Source organism: Flavobacterium lotistagni (assembly GCF_011392125.1).
GTDB classification, from domain to species: Bacteria; Bacteroidota; Bacteroidia; order Flavobacteriales; family Flavobacteriaceae; genus Flavobacterium; species Flavobacterium lotistagni.
Genome location: NZ_JAAJBU010000005.1, coordinates 1 through 19,283 on the forward strand (window position 1 = coordinate 1; position 19,283 = coordinate 19,283).

At 43.0% G+C, this 19,283-nt stretch carries 11 protein-coding genes and 1 pseudogene; 6 read left to right on the forward strand and 6 right to left on the reverse strand.

The genetic code is table 11. The features are described 5' to 3' along the window. Positions 1-3,628, reverse strand: a pseudogene (locus tag G4D82_RS07190) (hypothetical protein); the annotation flags it as partial. 155 nt (positions 3,629-3,783) lie between these two features. Between G4D82_RS07190 and folE the strand changes: the two are divergent. The 6 genes from folE (at position 3,784) to G4D82_RS07220 (ending at position 9,363) form a co-directional block, all read left to right on the forward strand. Next, the gene (gene folE / locus G4D82_RS07195) at positions 3,784-4,455 is read left to right on the forward strand and encodes a GTP cyclohydrolase I FolE (protein WP_166336080.1); all 672 of its coding nucleotides are present in this window, start codon (positions 3,784-3,786) and stop codon (positions 4,453-4,455) included. Between the two features lie 143 nt (positions 4,456-4,598). Beyond that, positions 4,599-6,077, forward strand: a complete 1,479-nt coding sequence (gene cysS, locus G4D82_RS07200) for a cysteine--tRNA ligase (protein WP_166336082.1) — start codon at positions 4,599-4,601, stop codon at positions 6,075-6,077. Between the two features lie 343 nt (positions 6,078-6,420). Next, positions 6,421-6,669, forward strand: a complete 249-nt coding sequence (gene yidD, locus G4D82_RS07205; RefSeq protein WP_166336084.1) for a membrane protein insertion efficiency factor YidD — start codon at positions 6,421-6,423, stop codon at positions 6,667-6,669. 65 nt (positions 6,670-6,734) lie between these two features. Beyond that, the gene (lgt, locus tag G4D82_RS07210) at positions 6,735-7,664 is read left to right on the forward strand and encodes a prolipoprotein diacylglyceryl transferase (protein WP_166336086.1); all 930 of its coding nucleotides are present in this window, start codon (positions 6,735-6,737) and stop codon (positions 7,662-7,664) included. Between the two features lie 60 nt (positions 7,665-7,724). After that, positions 7,725-8,606, forward strand: a complete 882-nt coding sequence (locus G4D82_RS07215) for an acyltransferase family protein (protein WP_166336088.1) — start codon at positions 7,725-7,727, stop codon at positions 8,604-8,606. Positions 8,607-8,625: 19 nt separating this feature from the next. After that, complete coding sequence (locus tag G4D82_RS07220) at positions 8,626-9,363, forward strand: class I SAM-dependent methyltransferase (RefSeq protein ID WP_166336090.1); 738 nt, start codon at positions 8,626-8,628, stop codon at positions 9,361-9,363. A 473-nt stretch (positions 9,364-9,836) separates the two neighbouring features. On the opposite strand, the gene secDF is transcribed toward G4D82_RS07220, so the two are convergent. From secDF to asnB, 5 genes are all read right to left on the reverse strand, one after another. After that, positions 9,837-12,824: a protein translocase subunit SecDF gene (secDF, locus tag G4D82_RS07225; RefSeq protein WP_166336092.1), complete on the reverse strand. Its 2,988-nt coding sequence runs from the start codon at positions 12,822-12,824 to the stop codon at positions 9,837-9,839. A 224-nt stretch (positions 12,825-13,048) separates the two neighbouring features. Next, positions 13,049-13,984 carry a malate dehydrogenase gene (locus G4D82_RS07230; RefSeq protein WP_166336094.1) on the reverse strand — a complete coding sequence of 312 codons (936 nt, stop codon included), beginning with the start codon at positions 13,982-13,984 and terminating at the stop codon, positions 13,049-13,051. A 308-nt stretch (positions 13,985-14,292) separates the two neighbouring features. Beyond that, a complete protein-coding gene (gyrB, locus tag G4D82_RS07235) occupies positions 14,293-16,233 on the reverse strand; it encodes a DNA topoisomerase (ATP-hydrolyzing) subunit B (RefSeq protein WP_166336096.1) in 1,941 nt (646 codons plus the stop codon). A 116-nt stretch (positions 16,234-16,349) separates the two neighbouring features. Further along, a complete protein-coding gene (locus G4D82_RS07240) occupies positions 16,350-17,372 on the reverse strand; it encodes a dipeptide epimerase (RefSeq protein ID WP_166336098.1) in 1,023 nt (340 codons plus the stop codon). Positions 17,373-17,535: 163 nt separating this feature from the next. Continuing rightward, a complete protein-coding gene (gene asnB / locus G4D82_RS07245) occupies positions 17,536-19,209 on the reverse strand; it encodes an asparagine synthase B (RefSeq protein WP_166336100.1) in 1,674 nt (557 codons plus the stop codon). Positions 19,210-19,283 lie beyond the last annotated feature (74 nt).

The window sequence follows — 19,283 nt, forward strand, 5'->3', positions numbered from 1 at the left end:
ATGTTAATGGTAAAGTCGTAAAACTAGCTGTTCCTGCTCCGTCCAAAGTAATACTCTGAGCCGAACCGGTATTGTTTATCAAGTAAGTCACTGTAGCATTGGGCGTACCGGTAAAGGTTATCGTAGCGGTGTCTCCCGAGCAAATCGTCGCAGTGCCCGAGATGGCTACCGTAGGAAGGTTGGTAATGTTGATTGTCGAGGAACCCGTGAGTGTCTGGCTGCAGTTGGGCGTACCGTTAGAATCAATGCTGATTAAATTGTAGGTAGTGGCAGCCGTTAAATTCCCAGTGTTAATCGTCCCGTTACCAGCAGCATCCAAAGTCGTGGTCGTATTCGGGCCGCTTCCAACATTATAGGTCACCGTAGCACCAGCAGTGCCCGTAATAGTCAAGGTCGTACTCGTGCCTGAACAAATCGTAGTGCCTGATGATAGAGTTGCTGTGGGGAGTGCACTAACTTCGATAGTAGTAGTAGTTGTACAAGAATCTGTTGGACCTGAGAACATCGTCACTGGAAATGTAAAAACACCTGAAGCTGTTGGTGTTCCTGAAATAGTCAATGTTCCCCCTGAGAAACTAGCAGTTACCCCAGCAGGCAAATCAGTAGGATTGACAGATCCGGAAATCGCAGCTGGAGTTGAAGTGTAAGTAATAGAATTCATCAATGAACCCACACAAACTTTTTCTAAAGACGAAGAGGCAGTAACCGTACAGCTACAGGCAATGATTTCAACTGTGGCCTCTTCATGTAAAGCCGGACATAATGCTGTCGCAGGAATGTCATAACTAACAATATAGTTACCAACAAGGCTTGCTGCCCCATTGATTGCTCCAGTGGTAGGGTTAATTGATAAGTTCGGAGAAGATGCTGAGAAAGTTCCGCCTGAAGTTAAAGAATACAGAGTAGGCGCAATCGGAACCGCATCATTGTTACATAAAGGTGAGCCTGGATAAGCAAAAGTACCCGACGGGCTTGAAACCACATCAATCACAAAAGGCCTCACATTAAAACAACCCGTGGTGACCAAATCTTCGATTCTTACGTAGATTGTTTTGGGCAAAGTGGTCACTTGATAAGTAGATAAATCAGCAACAGAAGTAAAATCGATATTGGTCGGCGCCGCATTCTTAGCATCGTCAAAACGCTCATAATAAGTAATACTGTAGTTTCCTTGGTCGGCCACGGGCACTGTGCTTAACATTGCAGCATTTTGATTGATATCAACAGTGTATGGCGGCAATGCAGAGGAGCAAAAAGTAATATTCTGCGGATCGGCTACAGGCAATGGAGTAGCAACTCCTACAGTTACATCATCTCTAACCTCTACACTAGTTCCGTTGCATTTTTTATAAGTTACAACCGCACTGTAAGTATGGGTAGAGGTTGGGCAAACTGTGATCGGATTCTGATTTAATGAGCCTGGAATTGGGTTGCCATCTTCCTCCCAAGAAAGTTCTGTTGTAATCGCACTTGGTCTTCCTATTGGAGAAAAACGCCAAGCTTCATTGGTGGTGTTCCAAGTACCTGTATTTCTTCCAGGCGCTGGTAATGCAATATTTCCCGCAGCATTTTGAATTCCGATAAGACCACTACCATTATTCCAAGTGGTGCAAGAAGTTCTGCGGCTCACTAACACCTCAATAATGTTAGTAGCTTCATGAATCACAATCTGACTGGTCTGGAAACCCACACTGTTATTGCACTGAAATTGTGGCAATTCATTAAAATTTGCAACAAATACTCGATTGGGTTCAGCATTCACACCTGTATCGAGTATATAATAGTTTACATTTTGAAGTGCGACATTGGTCACGGGCGGCGCGGCAATGTTGGTATCCTGATAAACGCCGTAAATAGCATTTTTGATAGGAAAGCCAGCGTTAGGGATAGTTTGGTTGTACTGCCATGCACAACCTCCAAGTGGAGTCTGCCCAATTAAATCAAAAGTGATGACACCATTGGTTCCTACCAAAACATTATTATAGCAGTTTCCGTAAAAACTAAAATCAAATGGTAAAGTAACAATATTTGACCAACTATCATCTCCGGTTGCGTTGATCACTGTTCCTCCAGTAAAGGGAAAAGTAGGTGCATATGGAATCTGACAAACCGCATAGTCAGCTGTAACGGCATTACCATCATCAGTGCTGGCGATTTTAGTATACTCGGCTAGCAAATCGGTACAGTCACCCAAGTTACAAACTGCCTGAGGAGCCACAATACTTACCTCGGCCAAAGGTAAATCACCGGTACTTGCAATATCACAAATTGAACGAACCGTAATGGTAACACTTCCGGTTAGTGGAGTTACACAAGAACCTACTGTAGCATCAACCAATGAAAAAACTGTTGTAGTATCGATATAAGGAATATTATAATAACCAACACCTGAAGCATTCAAAACTACACTTGCTGGCCCTAACACCGAGGTAAAATTCACCGTAACGCCCGGTGTTCCAAAAAACGTAATCACAGCCGACTCACCAGGAGAAATGGTCGTGTTTCCGAAAATGGTCGAAGTCGGAACACTTAAAACAGCTGATCCTGTGATACTTTGACTACAAGTTGGAGTTCCGCTAGAAACCACAGTCACTAATTCATAAGTCGCGCTTGCAGTAATAGGCCCAGAATTAACGACAGCATTTCCCGCAGCATCCAAAACCACACTTTGTGGCGCACCATTATTGATTGTGTAATTTACAGTGGCATTCGGTGTTCCGGTAAAAGTAACGTTACCTGAAGCTCCGGAACAAACATAAGCACTACCCGAAATACTTGCAGTTGGCAATGGTAAAACTGTGATAGTAGCCGTACCGGTTTGGTTTTGTGTAAATACAGGAGTAGTTCCGTATGCTACGCTAATCAAGTTATAATTAAAAGTGCCTACAGTATTGGTAGGCACAGGTAATGTAATGCTATTTCCTAGAGTTGTTGTAATCGATTGATTCGTTCCTCCATTGACATTGTAGATGAAAGTATATGGAGCTATTCCGTCAGCACCGGTAAAGGTTACGAAGTTCCCAACACTGTTATTACAAACCGAATTGGTTCCGGTAATAGTAGCAGTAGGCAAAGCAGTGAAAACTATATCGTCTATGGCAAAAGCATTTCCTAGAGTACCGACATTGTGCTTAATTTCGACTACTGCAGAAGTGCTGGCCGCCGAACTCCAATTGACTACCACTCGCAACCAATTTCCACAAGCCGTAGTAGCTGGTGCATTACTAACCGTTCCAGCATTTACGCCATTAATCACCACTTGCAATGCCGCTGGACTAGTAGCCTGTAATGATTGCACCCAATAACTAAATTGATAATTTTTACCTGCAGTAACGGCAATGGTCTGCTTCCAAACTGTATTATTTAAATTGGCGCTGTTCAAAACCAACATATTACCAAACGAACCAGTGTGATCACCACAAGTTGGGTAACTGGCATCCCAACTGCTCGGGTTGCTTACCACGCCATACAATGGTGAACCCGGAGTCGTGTTGCTGGCCGCATTCACATAGTCTGAAACAAAGTCCGTGTTGCCACCGCTAAAATCTCCGTTAAGGGCTAGGTTTTGAGAATATATTTTAGTTATACTCATGAAAATGAGTACATAAAAAGGTAAAAACTTTTTCATTTTGGTTGGTTTTTTGGCTGCGAAATTTACAAATTTTTTACAATTATTTCTTTTCAAATTCAAATAAGTTTAAAATTTAACAGCCCTTGAAATTCTTAGTCTTTTATTATTTATCTTTGACGCTTAAAAAATTGCTACCCTAATTCCGTTATTTAATGACAACAAACGACGAATCTTTCGACGCGATCGGAGACGACCATATTGCCACCAACGCAACCAATCCGATCAGAAAAGATGCCTTCGAACTTTCAGACGAACAAAAAATCGAAGCCATCAAAAAAGACGTTCACAACATCCTGCAAACCCTCGGTATGGACCTCACCGACGACAGCCTCAAAGGCACTCCGAACCGCGTGGCTAAAATGTTTGTGAAAGAAATCTTCGGCGGGCTCAACCCCAACAAAAAACCCAACGGCTCTACCTTCGAGAACAATTACAAATACGGCGAAATGCTCGTGGAGAAGAACATCACGCTCTACTCTACCTGCGAGCACCATTTGTTGCCAATCATCGGCCGTGCTCATGTGGCTTACATTTCCAACGGCAAGGTCATCGGGCTTTCCAAAATGAACCGCATCGTTGATTATTATGCCAAGCGTCCTCAAGTACAGGAACGTCTCACCATGCAGATTGTTCAGGAATTGCAACGCGCTTTGGGCACCGAAGACGTGGCCTGCGTGATCGATGCCAAACACCTTTGCGTGAATTCCCGCGGCATCCGAGACATCGAAAGCAGCACTGTAACAGCTGAATACGGAGGCGCTTTCAAAAACGAGCAAAAACGTCGCGAATTTTTACAGTTCATCCAACTAGACACTAATTTTTAATATCTTCGTTTTCAGAAGCTGGTCCCGCTATACGTTGCAATCTTTTGCGCTGAACCCCAGCACAAAAGGATTTTCACTACTATCGGGGCTAGGGCTACTGGGCATTATCCAATAACGCAACCACTAATCACGAATCCAAAAAAATGCAGCTTTACAAAAACCAAACGCTCAAAATTTACAATTCGCTCAGCGGCGAAAAAGAACTGTTCCAACCCATCCATGAAGGCAGCGTCGGAATGTATGTTTGTGGGCCAACCGTATACAGCAATGTGCATTTGGGCAATGTCAGGACTTTCATGTCGTTCGATGTGATTTTCCGGTATTTGTTGCATTTGGGTTACAAAGTGCGTTATGTGCGTAACATTACCGATGTCGGTCATATCGTAGACGACGTGGATGAAGGCGAAGACAAAATCGCCAAAAAAGCACGCTTAGAAAAATTAGAGCCAATGGAAGTCGTGCAACAATATACTGTTGATTTCCACGAAATTCTGAATGCTTTCAACTTCTTGCCGCCGAGCATAGAGCCCACAGCAACCGGACACATTATCGAACAAATCGAGATCGTCAAAAAAATCATCGACACTGGCATAGGCTATGAATCTAACGGCTCGGTTTATTTTGATGTGGTGAAATTCAACCAGACGAATCATTACGGCATTCTCAGCGGCAGAAACATCGACGAAATGCTGGCCAACACCCGCGACACCGACGGCCAATCAGACAAACGCAATTTTCAGGATTTCGCACTCTGGAAAAAAGCCGAACCACAACACATCATGCGTTGGCCATCACCTTGGGGCGACGGTTTTCCGGGCTGGCACCTTGAATGTACCGCTATGAGCACCAAATATCTCGGCAATCATTTTGACATTCACGGCGGCGGCATGGATTTGAAATTCCCACACCACGAATGCGAAATCGCCCAGAACGAAGCTTGCACCGGCAACACACCAGTCAATTACTGGATGCACGCCAATATGCTTACGCTTAACGGGAAAAAAATGGCCAAATCCACGGGCAATAATATTCTACCACGCGAAATCTTAACTGGTGAAAGTCCGTTTTTGAGCAAAGCCTTCTCTCCTAGTGTCGCTAGATTTTTCATGTTGCAAGCGCATTACCGCAGCATACTCGATTTCTCTGACGATGCAATCATTGCCGCTGAAAAAGGCTACAATCGTCTTATGGAAGCCATGTCGCTTTTGAATGGAATCAAAGCTGGAAATTCATCAACTATAGATATTGCAGCCTGGAGACAATCTTGCTACGACGCCATGAACGACGATTTCAACAGCCCGATTCTGATTGCACAATTATTTGAAGGAGTGCGTTTCATCAATATCTTAAACGACCAAACCGCGACTGTCTCCGCATCAGATTTGGAATTATTGACGGCGACCATGAACGCATTCGTTTATGATGTTCTAGGGTTGACTAATGAAAAAGCTTCTGGCGAAAACACCCAAAAACTCGAAGGCGTGATTCAATTGCTAATCAATATGCGCAACCATGCGCGCGCCGATAAAAACTTTGCACTTTCAGACCAAATCCGTGACCAACTCTTGGCTTTGGATATTCAATTGAAAGACGGCAAAGACGGAACGACTTTTAGTTTGTAATATCAAGAATCTGAGTTGTGGTTTTGAGTGGTGAGTTTTGTATTCTGGAATTAACGGCTTATTCAGTTGTAGGTTGTGAGTTGTAGGTTTCGTATTGTGGAATTAACGATCAACAAGTACTTCATTCTAAGAAATTACTTTGAGAAACTTTAGTTCAACTTTCCGTAAACAAAACGTTCAAAAATCAAAAATCGTTAATCTTCAATCGTTAATCAATGGGTTGCCAGTTTTGAGTTCCAGAAATTTGATTTCGTGGAGGATTTTTAAAAAGCATCGAATTAACTGATACACCAACCAAATAAGGATAACGTACAACCGAAAACCGAGAACTGACAACTGAAAAATGCTCAGCAAAATCTTCCAATTACCGTTCATCCTATTAATCCGGTTCTACCAATCGGCAATTTCCCCATTTACGCCATCAAGCTGTCGTTTTAGTCCGACTTGCTCGCAATACGCCATCGAAGCCATTCAAACCCACGGCATTTTCTACGGAAATTACTTGGCTCTCAAACGAATTTTGAGTTGCCATCCTTGGGGAAAAACCGGCTACGATCCGGTGCCGCCCAGAAAAGCAACAACCAAAGATTAGGTTATTTTTAAGTAGTCTTTTATTTTTAATCTTTATTTTTACGGCAAATCAAAAATTCTCAACGCATGAGCGCACCTTTATCGATTATCTGGAACCCGACCGAAGGCATTGACCTTGGCTTTTTCGTGATTCGCTACTACAGTTTGATGTTTGTGATTGCTTTCGGATTGGGTTGGTATATCATGAAGCGCATTTTTGAGCGTGAAGGCGAGCCACTAGAAAAACTGGATTCCCTATTCATCTGGACGGTTTTAGCCACTTTGCTGGGCGCGCGCTTGGGGCATGTTTTCTTTTACGACTGGGAATATTACCGCAACCACCTTTCTGAAATTTTGTTGCCGTTCCGTTTTGACCCGCATTTTGAATTTACCGGTTTTCAAGGCTTGGCCAGCCACGGTGCTGCCATTGCGATTATTATTGCCATGTATTACTTCAGTAAAAAAGTGATGCAAAAACCGTTGCTTTGGGTACTCGACAGAGTAGTAATTCCGGTGGCCAGCGGTGCAATTTTCGTTAGAATAGGAAATTTTTTCAACTCCGAAATTATCGGCACCACGACCGATTCTGCTTTAGGTGTTCGGTTCGTTAAAGACCATTTCAGTGCGCGCGAAGCCATGAACAGAACCGGAATCTCGAACGTAAAAGATGCTTACAACGCCATTGTTACCGATTCTAAATACGCGAATTTATTACAAGAAGTTCCAGCCAAACACCCGGCACAATTGTATGAATCGGCTTGCTATGTATTGGTATTTGCTATCTTGTTTTACATGTATTGGAGAACCGACTTGAGGGAACGCCAAGGATTGCTCTTCGGCACTTTCCTAGTCTTGCTCTGGACCGTGCGCTTTGTAGTAGAATATGTTAAAGAAAGCCAAGGTGGTATAGAAGAATATCTGGGCTTATTTTCTACCGGGCAATGGCTCAGTATCCCGTTTGTGTTGATTGGGTTATACTTCATTTTCACTGCCGACAAACCCATTGACGAACTATAGTATTTGTTTCTATCGCATAACGACCGCACTATTATCGACTCTAAAGCAAGTGTTATTTAAATGAAGTCAAGCATTGAATTAATCCGGCTGATAGCGGTTATTCTAATTGTATTTACACATACGAGAAACGACTTGACTCAGGGCGTTACCTATTTTATCATCGAGAAAATACCTACTTTCGGAACGGCGATTCTTTCTATCGTATCCGGATATCTGTATTACGAAGTCTCGCGGCTGAAACCTAATTTATTTTTTAGCAAGGTCAAAAGTTTGTTGGTTCCTTATTTAATAGCCAATGGCTTGATTCTGTTTATTGTTTTATTTCTGAATTATGTGGTAGGATACAATGCACTGAATCGACTGACTTATGATTACCACTTAATTACTGAAGGTTTTTTTGCCCTACATTCGCCACCTATTAACCCGCCGACTTATTTTGTCAGGGATATTTTTGTGATTTTTTCTATAATTGCTTTGGCCACCCAAAGAGAATGGAAAACACTCTGGATCTTGATTCCTCTGTTGCTATTTGGTACATTAATTTTGAGAACCGATGTAGCTTTATTATTTGTATTGGGCATTTCATACGCCAGTTCAAAAAGCTACATCGACAAGAAATGGCTGACCTCAATAACAGCAATAGCAACGATTGTGATTGGCTTTTTCTTTATAGATTTATTGAAATTTCCCTTAGCCTTTTTGGTGTTTCTACTCTTGATCGATTGGCAGTTTGCGTTCTACAATACCAGCCGCTACAGTTATCTTTTACATTTGTATCATTCTCCAATTATTGTCATTTCGTATCCGATATTAAAAAGAATGATTAGCGATTCACTGGGACTGATTTTGATGCAAATTTTAGTAGCCTTGCTCGGAGCCTATTTGTTGTTTAGACTCTCTGGAAAATACAAATTCTTGAGCATACTTAGCGGCGGCAGATAAAAGTACAAAAGCAGTAATCATGAAAGACAACTTCTCTACCGCTTCAGACCAATACGCTAAATTCAGACCGGGCTATCCTGAGGCTTTATTTGCTTATCTCAAAAGCCAACTGCCGAGCTGTCAAACGGCTTGGGATTGCGGTACCGGAAACGGGCAAGTGGCCGTGAAATTGTCTGAGTTCATTCATAAGGTATATGCTACCGATATTAGTGCGGCGCAAATCGAGCAAGCAGAGAGATTACCCAACATTGAATACTCGGTGCAAGCCGCGGAGCAGACGAATTTTCCCGATGTTTTTTTTGATTTGATTGTAGTCGCTCAAGCCATTCATTGGTTTGATTTTGAGAAGTTCTATCGCGAAGTCAACCGCACCGCCAAGGACAATGCTCTAATGCTAGTGATTGGTTATGGCTTATTGAAAATCACACCGGAAATCGATGCGCTAATTCTGAACTTTTACCGCAACATTATTGGCCCATATTGGGATGCCGAGCGACGTTATATAGATGAGCGCTATCAAACGATTCCGTTTCCTTTCGAGGCAATTCAGGCGACGGATTTCAATAATACTTACCACTGGAATTTTGACCACTTGATGGGCTATCTGAACACCTGGTCGGCGGTGAAGCATTACCAAAAAGCGAATGGGCACAATCCGGTGGATTTGGTTGCCGAAAAACTCAAAACCGCTTACGGAACCCAAGCCCGAAAAGTGAATTTTCCTTTATTGCTCCGGATGGGGAAAGTTAGCAAATGAACTCCACAGCCGTAGCCCTGATGAGGACCGAGCGTCAAAAACCAATCCAGTGGATTGGTTTAGCGAAGGAGCCAGGTGGCGCGGTGGCCCATCATTTAAAGCAAAGTTGAATTATTGCACAAAAGCCTAGCCCTGATGGGAGCGGCATCCTTTTTTGAGAGGAACGAACAAAAAAGATACAGCGGACAGCAGGTTCCCGGCTCCTAAAATTTACACTCCAAAAAAACTTTGCGCCTTTGCGTCTTTGCGAGACAATAAAAAATATCTCACGCAAAGACGCAAAGGCGCAAATAAAAATGAGATTCCTCCTGCGTCAGACCCGAAGGTTTACCCGAAAGGCGCAGCAAGGACTACAGCGGAAAGCAGGTTCCCGGCTCCTAAAAGACCTTAGAACCTTAGTCACTCAGTTCCTCAGCACCTCCAAAAAAAAAGCCCGATATCACTACCGGGCTTTTTTTATATAGTTTGAAGAATTAGTCTCTGTTGTGCTCTTCTTCGATTCTTTTGTGTTCTGCATCTGAAATCGTGTCGCACAATACTGGCGTTGCGATGAACAGCGAAGAGTAAGTACCTACTACGATACCAATCAACATCGCGAAGATGAACCCGCGGATGGATTCACCACCGAAGATGAACATGATCAAGAGTACCAAAATCATCGTAAGTGAAGTGTTGATGGTTCTTGACATGGTTGAGTTAATCGACTGGTTAACGATTTGGTTAAAGTTTCCTTTTGCTCCTCTTCCGCCAAGGAATTCACGCACCCTGTCGAATACGATTACCGTATCGTTCATCGAATAACCGATAACAGTTAGGATAGCTGCGATGAAGTGTTGGTCGATTTCCATACCGAATGGCATGTATTTCCAAAGCAATGAGTAAGCTCCTAATACGAAGATTACGTCGTGTGCTACCGCAGCAAGCGCTCCGAGTGAATATTGCCATTTTCTGAACGAGATGACTAAGTACAAACACACAATAAGCATCGCACCAAGAACCGCCCAGTAAGAGTTGGTTTTGATATCGTCTGAAACCGCTGCTGATACTTTAGAACCTTGAAGGATACCCAATTTCTTGCCTTCGTAAATGTTCACGAATTTCTCGTAAGTCATTTCCGGACCGAAGTGCTTTTTCAAGTTGTCATACAAAACGCGGTTTACTGCGGCATCGGCTTCAGTTCCGGCTTCGTCTACTTTGTATTTGGTAGTAATTTTCAATTGGTTGTCGGCTCCGAATACTTTAGCTTCAGCGCTACCGTCGAACACTTTGAGCAATTCCTCACGAACTTCTTCTGCTGAAACCGGCTTTTCAAAACGCACTTGGAAAGTTCTTCCACCTTTGAAATCGACACCATAGTTCAAACCGTGAGTGTACAATGAAATCACGCTCACCACGCAAACTACCAAAGAGAACGCATAAGTGAATTTCTTAATCTTCAAGAAATCAAAGTGGAAATTAGTGAAGAAGTTTTTAGAGAATCCGGTAGTGAAGGTTAGTTTGTCGCCTTTGCTTAAACTCCAGTCTAATAAAATTCTTGAGATGAAAATAGAAGTGAACAATGAAGTCGCAATACCAATTAATAAGGTAGTAGCAAAACCTTGGATAGGCCCTGTACCGAAAATCAAAAGTACCGCACCTGTAAGTACGTGAGTAACGTTGGCATCGACGATAGAACGCATCGCACCTTTCCAACCGAATGACGCTTTAATGGCTTCGTCAATGGCTTTACCGGCGCGCAGTTCTTCTTTTGCCCTTTCATAGATAATGATGTTCGCGTCGACCGCCGTACCCATAGTAAGTACGATACCTGCGATACCTGGCAAGGTCAATACTGCGCCTAAGCTGGCAAGGATTCCGAATAGGAACAACAAGTTTACTATCAATGCAATGTTAGCGAACCAACCTGATTTTCCGTAGTAAACCAACATCCACAAGGCTACAATCAATAAACCTACAATCGCTGAAGTAGTACCGTTATCAATCGCTTCCTGACCCAATGATGGCCCAACAACTTCTGATTGAACAATCTCTGCGGCCGCTGGCAATTTACCGGCTCTTAAAACGTTGGCTAAATCTTTAGTTTCAGTAACATCAAACACGCCTGAAATTTCCGAACGTCCGCCTGAAATCGGGCCGCTGGTTACACCTGGAGCTGAATAAACTACATCATCAAGTACAATCGCAATGTAGCCTTTAGTGCTGTAGGCTTTTCCTGTAAGTTCTTCCCAAGCTTTGGCTCCGGCACCATTCATTTGCATCGTGACTGAAGGCTTACCTAACTGGTCAAACGAATCTTTAGCGTCAGTTACCACACCACCGCTCATAGCCGCTTGGTTGTCGCGGTTTCCTTTCAAGGCATATAAACCAACCGTAGTGACTGGCTTTTTGGTTTTTTCATCGATATCAACCGATGGTTTGCCCCAAACGAATTTCGCATAACGTTTGTCGGCTGGCAATAAAGCTTTGATGTCTTGTCTTTTCAAATAACCGTTGATTGCTGCGGTATCTTTAGGATCTACAACGGCTAAAATAGCGCCGCCACCTTGGGCCACCATTTTATCAATTAATGGATTTTGTCCTTTTTTAGTAGCAGTTGAATCTTTGGCTTTGTCGTCGGTCAAAAGTTTGTTGATCGAGTCGTTGGTTGCAGTAGCTGTTTCTGCAGCAGGAGCTACTTCTTTCTCGGTAGCTTTGAGCGCATTGTTGGCAGCCATTAAGAAGTTGCCCAACTCATCGATTTTATATGTTTCCCAAAACTCTAACTGAGCGGTACTTTGCAATAATTTCTTGATACGATCTACATCTTTTGCTCCCGGAAGCTCTACCAAGATTCTTCCCGACTGACCTAACTTTTGAATATTGGGTTGGGTTACACCGAATTTATCGATACGTTTTCTAAGTACTTCAAAAGCTGACTCGATTGATTCGTCTACTTTTTTACGAATGACTTTTTTCGCTTGATCATCGGTCATCTTGAAGTTGATTTCGTCACCCAAAGTTTTGTTGGCGAAAATATCAGGAGAAGCTAGTTTGGTTGAACCCGCAGCGGCTTTCTCAAATTCTCTGAAAAATACATCAAGATAGTCTTCGTTACCTTGGCGGTTTTTAGTGGCATTGTCTAATGCTTGGTTGAAGACCGGATTCTTTGAATTGTTTGCCAATCCTTTGATAATGTCCTTCACCGAGATTTGCAACTGTACGTTGATTCCTCCTTCAAGGTCAAGACCTTTATTGATTTTTTTGTCTTTCACTTCATTGTAAGTGAAATCGGTAAATCCTAGATTGAATACTTTTTCTTTCCCGATGGAATCCAGATATTTTACTTCTTTTTCTGAATTGCCTTTCGCAAAAGCCTTGGCATCATTTTCAACGCCTTGTGCAACGAAAGTGAAAGAAAGCTGGTAAATACTTACCAATGCAAATAAAATTGCAAAAAATTTAACGAGTCCTCTATTCTGCATTATTACTAATAATTAATTGATTTTTGTTTGTAATGTTCTTTCAAACCGTTAAAAACACATTGATTTTTAAAGATTTTTTCAAAGTTTTTAAAAACAGGAATTTGCCCAATTTTTAAAACCGAGCAAATATATAATTTAGGATAAGATTAACCAATTTATTTATTGATTTATATCAAAAAAAAGACTGCAAGATTGCAGCCTTCTCCTTAATATATATAAAACTCTTAAGCTAAAACCGTTTTCAAATCTGCGTTCATGCTTCTAACCGCATCGGCGCTCTTAGCAAAAGCGGCTTTTTCAGTATCGTTGAGTTGGATATCGACAATTTGCTCGATTCCGTTTTTGCCAATAATACATGGCACTCCAATACAAATATCGTTTTGTCCGTACTCGCCTTCGAGCATTACCGAACAAGCAATCATTTTACGTTGGTCGTTCAAGATGCTGTCCACCAAATAAGCGACAGAAGCGCCCGGAGCATACCAAGCAGAAGTTCCCAACAATCCGGTTAAGGTTGCACCGCCTACCATCGTGTCAGCTGCTACCTTATCCAACAGCTCCTGAGATAAAAATTCAGAAACCGGAATTCCGTTATATGCCGCCAATCTGGTCAAAGGAATCATTGTCGTATCGCCGTGTCCGCCAATAACCATCGCTGAGATGTCATTAATCGGCTTATCCAAAGCTTTTGACAAGTAGTATTTGAAACGCGAGCTATCCAAAGCACCGCCCATACCAATAATTCTGTTTTTCGGCAATCCGGTCGATTTCAAAGCCAAATAAGTCATTGTATCCATCGGGTTTGATACTACAACCATGATCGCATTTGGAGAATGTTGAAGCAAGTTTTCCGCTACGCCTTTTACGATTCCTGCGTTGATTCCGATCAATTCCTCACGAGTCATGCCCGGCTTTCTCGGAATCCCCGAAGTAATCACCACCACATCGCTGTTGGCTGTTTTGCTATAATCGTTGGTCACGCCGCTCACTCGGGTATTGAAACCGGTGTTGGCCGCACATTGCGAAATATCCATCGCCTTGCCTTCAGCAAAACCTTCTTTGATGTCGAGTACGACTACTTCGCTCGCAATTCCTCTGTAAGCGATCACATCCGCACAGGTCGCTCCTACGTTGCCTGCTCCTACTATGGTAACTTTCATTTTAAAATATTTATTTATGTTGTTTTATTTTTTTTAGAAGCTAATCCCGCTATTCGTTGCAATCTTTTATGGCGAACCCCGCCACAAAAGGATTTTCACTACTATCGGGGCTAGGGCTCTTACTATTGACAGAAGCCCTAAAAATACCTGAAGTCCACTGGACTTTTATTTCGCTATCGCTCCATACGATTCAACCTTTGGTTTCGGGTCTCCTCTTAATATCACCCGAGGCTTCAGCCGAACTGAGCGAAGCTAAATTATCGGGGCTAAGGCAATTATTAATTATTCACTATTAATTATTAATTGACTTAAGCGTCGATATTCGCATACACCGCATTCTTCTCAATAAATTCCCGGCGCGGCGGAACCTCATCACCCATCAGCATCGAGAAAATCCGGTCGGCTTCAGCCAAACTGTCGATATTTACTTGGCGTAAAGTTCTCGCGTTCGGATCCATCGTGGTTTCCCACAATTGCTCGGCGTTCATCTCACCCAAACCTTTGTAGCGTTGGATCGAAGCACTTCCGCCCATTCTTTCGTTGGCCAAATCGCGTTGGTCATCGTTCCAGGCGTACTCTTTTTTGTTTCCTTTTTTCACTAAATACAAAGGTGGTGCTGCAATATACACGTGGCCTTCCTCGATCAGTTCGCGCATGAAGCGGAAGAAAAACGTTAGAATCAAAGTAGCAATGTGACTACCATCGACATCGGCATCACACATGATGATGACTTTATGGTAACGCAATTTCTCTAAGTTGAGCGCCTTACTGTCTTCAGCGGTTCCGACCGTTACGCCTAAAGCGGTAAAAATATTCCTGATTTCTTCGTTCTCGAATACTTTGTGGTGCATGGCTTTCTCCACGTTGAGGATTTTACCACGCAAAGGTAAAATGGCTTGAAAGTTTCGGTCGCGGCCTTGTTTGGCTGTTCCGCCCGCCGAATCTCCCTCAACCAAATAAACCTCGCATCTTGCCGGATCTTGCTCGGAACAATCAGACAATTTTCCTGGCAAACCACCACCGCCTAAAACGGTTTTGCGCTGCACCATTTCACGAGCCTTTTTCGCTGCGTGACGGGCTTGTGCGGCCAAGATGACTTTCTGAACAATAATCTTCGCATCGTTCGGGTTTTCTTCCAGATAGTTTTCGACCATCTCGCTCACCGCCTGGCTTACCGGAGAAACTACCTCGCGGTTACCGAGTTTGGTTTTGGTTTGTCCTTCGAACTGTGGCTCGGCTACTTTTACCGAAACAATCGCGGTCAATCCTTCGCGGAAATCATCGCCCGAAATCTCGAACTTGAGCTTGTCGAGCATACCCGAAGCATCGGCGTATTTCTTTAGCGAGCGCGTAAGCCCAGATCGGAATCCTTGCAAATGCGTTCCACCTTCGTGTGTGTTGATGTTGTTAACGTAAGAAAAAATATTCTCAGAATAGCTGGAGTTGTATATCAAAGCTACCTCTACCGGCACTTCGCCTTTTTCGTTCTCCATCGAGATTACGTGCGAAATAATCGGCTCACGGTTGCCATCGAGATAACGGATATACTCTTTCAAACCTTCCTGAGAATGGAAAGTTTCAGAAATGAAATTGCCGTCTTTATCAACCTCGCGACGGTCTGTGAAGGTAATGGTGATTCCTTTGTTCAAGTATGACAATTCGCGCATACGGGCCGAAAGCGTATCATAAGAAAACTCAGTGGTTTGCTGAAAAATCAAATGGTCCGGATAAAACGTCTGCATCGTACCGCGTTTGGTAGTTTCTCCGATTTGCTTCACCGGATACATCGCCTTTCCGCGTTCGTATTCTTGTTCGTAGATTTTCCCTTCGCGAAACACTGTCGACTTCATTCTTTCCGAAAGTGCGTTCACTACCGAAACCCCAACACCGTGCAGACCACCAGAAACTTTATAGGAATCTTTGTCGAACTTTCCTCCGGCACCGATTTTCGTCATAACGACTTCAAGAGCAGAAACACCTTCTTTTTTGTGCATATCAACCGGAATACCACGGCCGTTGTCTTCTACGGTAACCGATCCGTCTTCATTGATAGTGACATTGATGGTATCGCAATGGCCGCCCATCGCCTCGTCGATTGAGTTATCTACTACTTCATAAACTAAATGGTGTAAACCTCTAACTCCTACATCTCCAATATACATCGAAGGACGCATTCTCACGTGCTCCATTCCTTCTAATGCCTGAATACTATCTGCCGAATAATTGTGCTTCTTGATTTCTTCGCTCATAAAAATTTTATCTAAATAGGTCTGTTTTTCTCGAACACGCAAATATATAAAAACACTCAGGATATCACAGCCCAAACGCCCGATTTAAGCGGGAAGTTATCAACATTTTTGACGATTTATTCACGATATAATTGCACGCCATTTCCAGAGGTTTCAGCATAGCAAATTTTACCATAATCGAAACGCACGCCATCGGCTATATCGCCAGCCAAAAGAAGTGCACCATCGGCATCAAGAAAATCTAAAAGTGATGCAATTTGGCACAAACCGGAAATACCGACAGTCGATTCGGTCATGCAACCAGCCATTAATAACAAGCCTTTTTTTCTTGCGTTTTCAATCATTCGCAACGCTGGTGTGATTCCGCCACATTTCATGAGTTTGATGTTGATGCCGTGAAAGTGTTCGGCACAAACACTAACATCTTCTTCGCGCTGACAGCTTTCATCAGCGATAATAGGCAAAACCGAGTGTTTGCGAACGAGTTTCATGCCTTCGATATCGTTGGCTTTCAAAGGTTGTTCGATGAATTCTACGTTGAGTGCTTTTAAGATTATAGCATTCTCGATAGTTTGCTCTGCCGTCCAAGCGCAATTGGCATCAATCCTGAAAACAGCATCGGTGATTTTGCGCAGGCTTTTGACAATCTCAATATCGTCGGGCATTCCTAATTTGATTTTATAAATCGGCCAAGGCTTTTCGAGAATTTTTTGCTGCATCATCTCAAGCGAATCGATAGCAATCGTGTATGAAGTTAAAGGTGCTGTTGCGTTTTCATCAGAAAAATAGCTGCGTAAATTCTTGTCATCCTTCCGTGCATAAAAATCCCAATAGGCCATATCGACGGCACACAAAGCGAAATAATCGTCGGGAACCACTTGCGCCAATTGCGGCCAAAGTGCTGTCGGATGCATGTCGGAAACTACATCAACAATCGGCTTGAGCTTCATTAAACTGGTCCTCAGACGTTCTTCGGTAGAATGGTAATAAGGATTCACCGTCGCTTCGCCATAACCTGAATAAATACCATCGGAAATACAAACAACAACTGTTTTTTGAACTGTCACGGTGTAACGGGAAATGGTAAAAGGATGCGCTAAGGGTAATTCGTAGAATTGAAAGGAAAGTGTGATTTTCATGGATGCAAGAAATAAAAAATCCAACACTAATTTCACTAATTAGCGCGAATTAAAATGCATAAATCAATTCGTGCAAAGTAGTGCAATCCGTGTTAAGCAAAAAAAAAGCGCCGATTAGCACCGACGCTTTAAAAATACAACAATAATTAACTAACCCTCAATTTTAAACTTTTATATAGGCATCATCATGAACGCTCGCCACTGCCCTGCCCGACGGATCGTTCAGGTTCTTGAAAGCCTCATCCCATTCTAAAGCGATTTTGGTGCTGCAAGCCACACTAGCTTCTTGCGGAACTGATAATGCCGCGGCATCGCTCGGGAAGTGTTCATGGAAAATGCTGCGGTAATAATATTCTTCCTTAGATGTAGGTGTTTGTAATGGGAATTTGAATTTCGCATTGGCCAACTGCTCGTCGGAAACTTCTTTCGCAACGACTTCCTTCAAAGTATCAATCCAACTGTAACCCACACCGTCGCTGAATTGCTCTTTTTGTCTCCAAGCCACACTTTCGGGTAACATATCTTCGAAAGCTTTACGCAAAACCCATTTCTCGATACGGCCGTTGCGAATCATTTTATCTTCGGGGTTGATGCGCATGGCAACATCTATGAATTCTTTATCTAAAAAAGGAACACGGCCTTCAATGCCCCAAGCTGCTAAACTTTTGTTGGCCCGCAAGCAATCGTACATATGAAGTTTACTCAACTTACGAACCGTTTCTTCGTGGAATTCTTTTGCGTTCGGAGCCTTGTGAAAGTATAGATAGCCACCAAAAAGTTCGTCTGAACCTTCACCGGAAAGCACCATTTTAATTCCCATTGATTTGATCACGCGCGCCATCAGATACATTGGTGTGGAAGCTCGGATAGTAGTTACATCATAAGTTTCTATATTGTAAATCACATCGCGAACGGCATCGAGACCTTCTTGAATGGTGAATTTGATTTCGTGGTGAATGGTTCCCAAATGATCGGCGACTTTCTTTGCGGCAGCCAAATCTGGTGAGCCTTCGAGCCCAACAGCAAAAGAGTGCAATTGCGGGTACCAAGCGGCTTGCGTATCGTCCGATTCAATTCTTTTCTGAGCATATTTCTTGGCAATGGCCGAAGTGATTGAAGAATCTAATCCGCCGGAAAGCAGCACACCATACGGCACATCGCTCATGAGTTGTCGGTGCACTGCGGCTTCCAATGCGGTTTTTATTGCTTCTATACTAGTTGTATTATCTTTAACTGCATCGTATTGGGTCCATTCCCTTTTGTACCATTGAACAAATTCGCCGTCTTTACTGGAGAGATAATGTCCTGGAGGAAACAGCTCGATTTTCGTACAATAACCTTCTAGTGCTTTAAGCTCAGAAGCGACGAAAAAAGTTCCGTTTTGGTCCCAACCGATATACAACGGAATAATGCCCATGTGATCGCGGGCGATGAAATACTCGTCACGCTGTACATCGTAAATCGCAAAGGCGAAAATACCGTTCATCTCGTCTAGGAAATGAACTCCTTTTTGTTGGTATAGTGCCAGAATTACTTCGCAATCGCTTTCAGTTTGAAACTGATAGTTGCCTTCAAATTGCTTTCTTAAAATTCTGTGGTTATAGATTTCACCGTTGGCAGCGAGAATGAGTTGTTTGTCGGGGCTGATTAAGGGCTGTTTCCCAGAAGCAGGGTCGACAATCGCCAAACGCTCGTGGGCTAAAATGGCTTTATCGTCTGAATAGATTCCGCTCCAGTCCGGGCCGCGGTGACGAATAATTTTGGCCATTTCCAAAACTTGTGGCCGCAGGGTTTCTGATTTTTGTTTGAGGTCAAAGGCGCATACGATTCCGCACATGTTGCAATGATTTTAAAAATTTGAAGCAAATATCAAAATGACATTACATTACGAAAACACAATTGAATTTATTA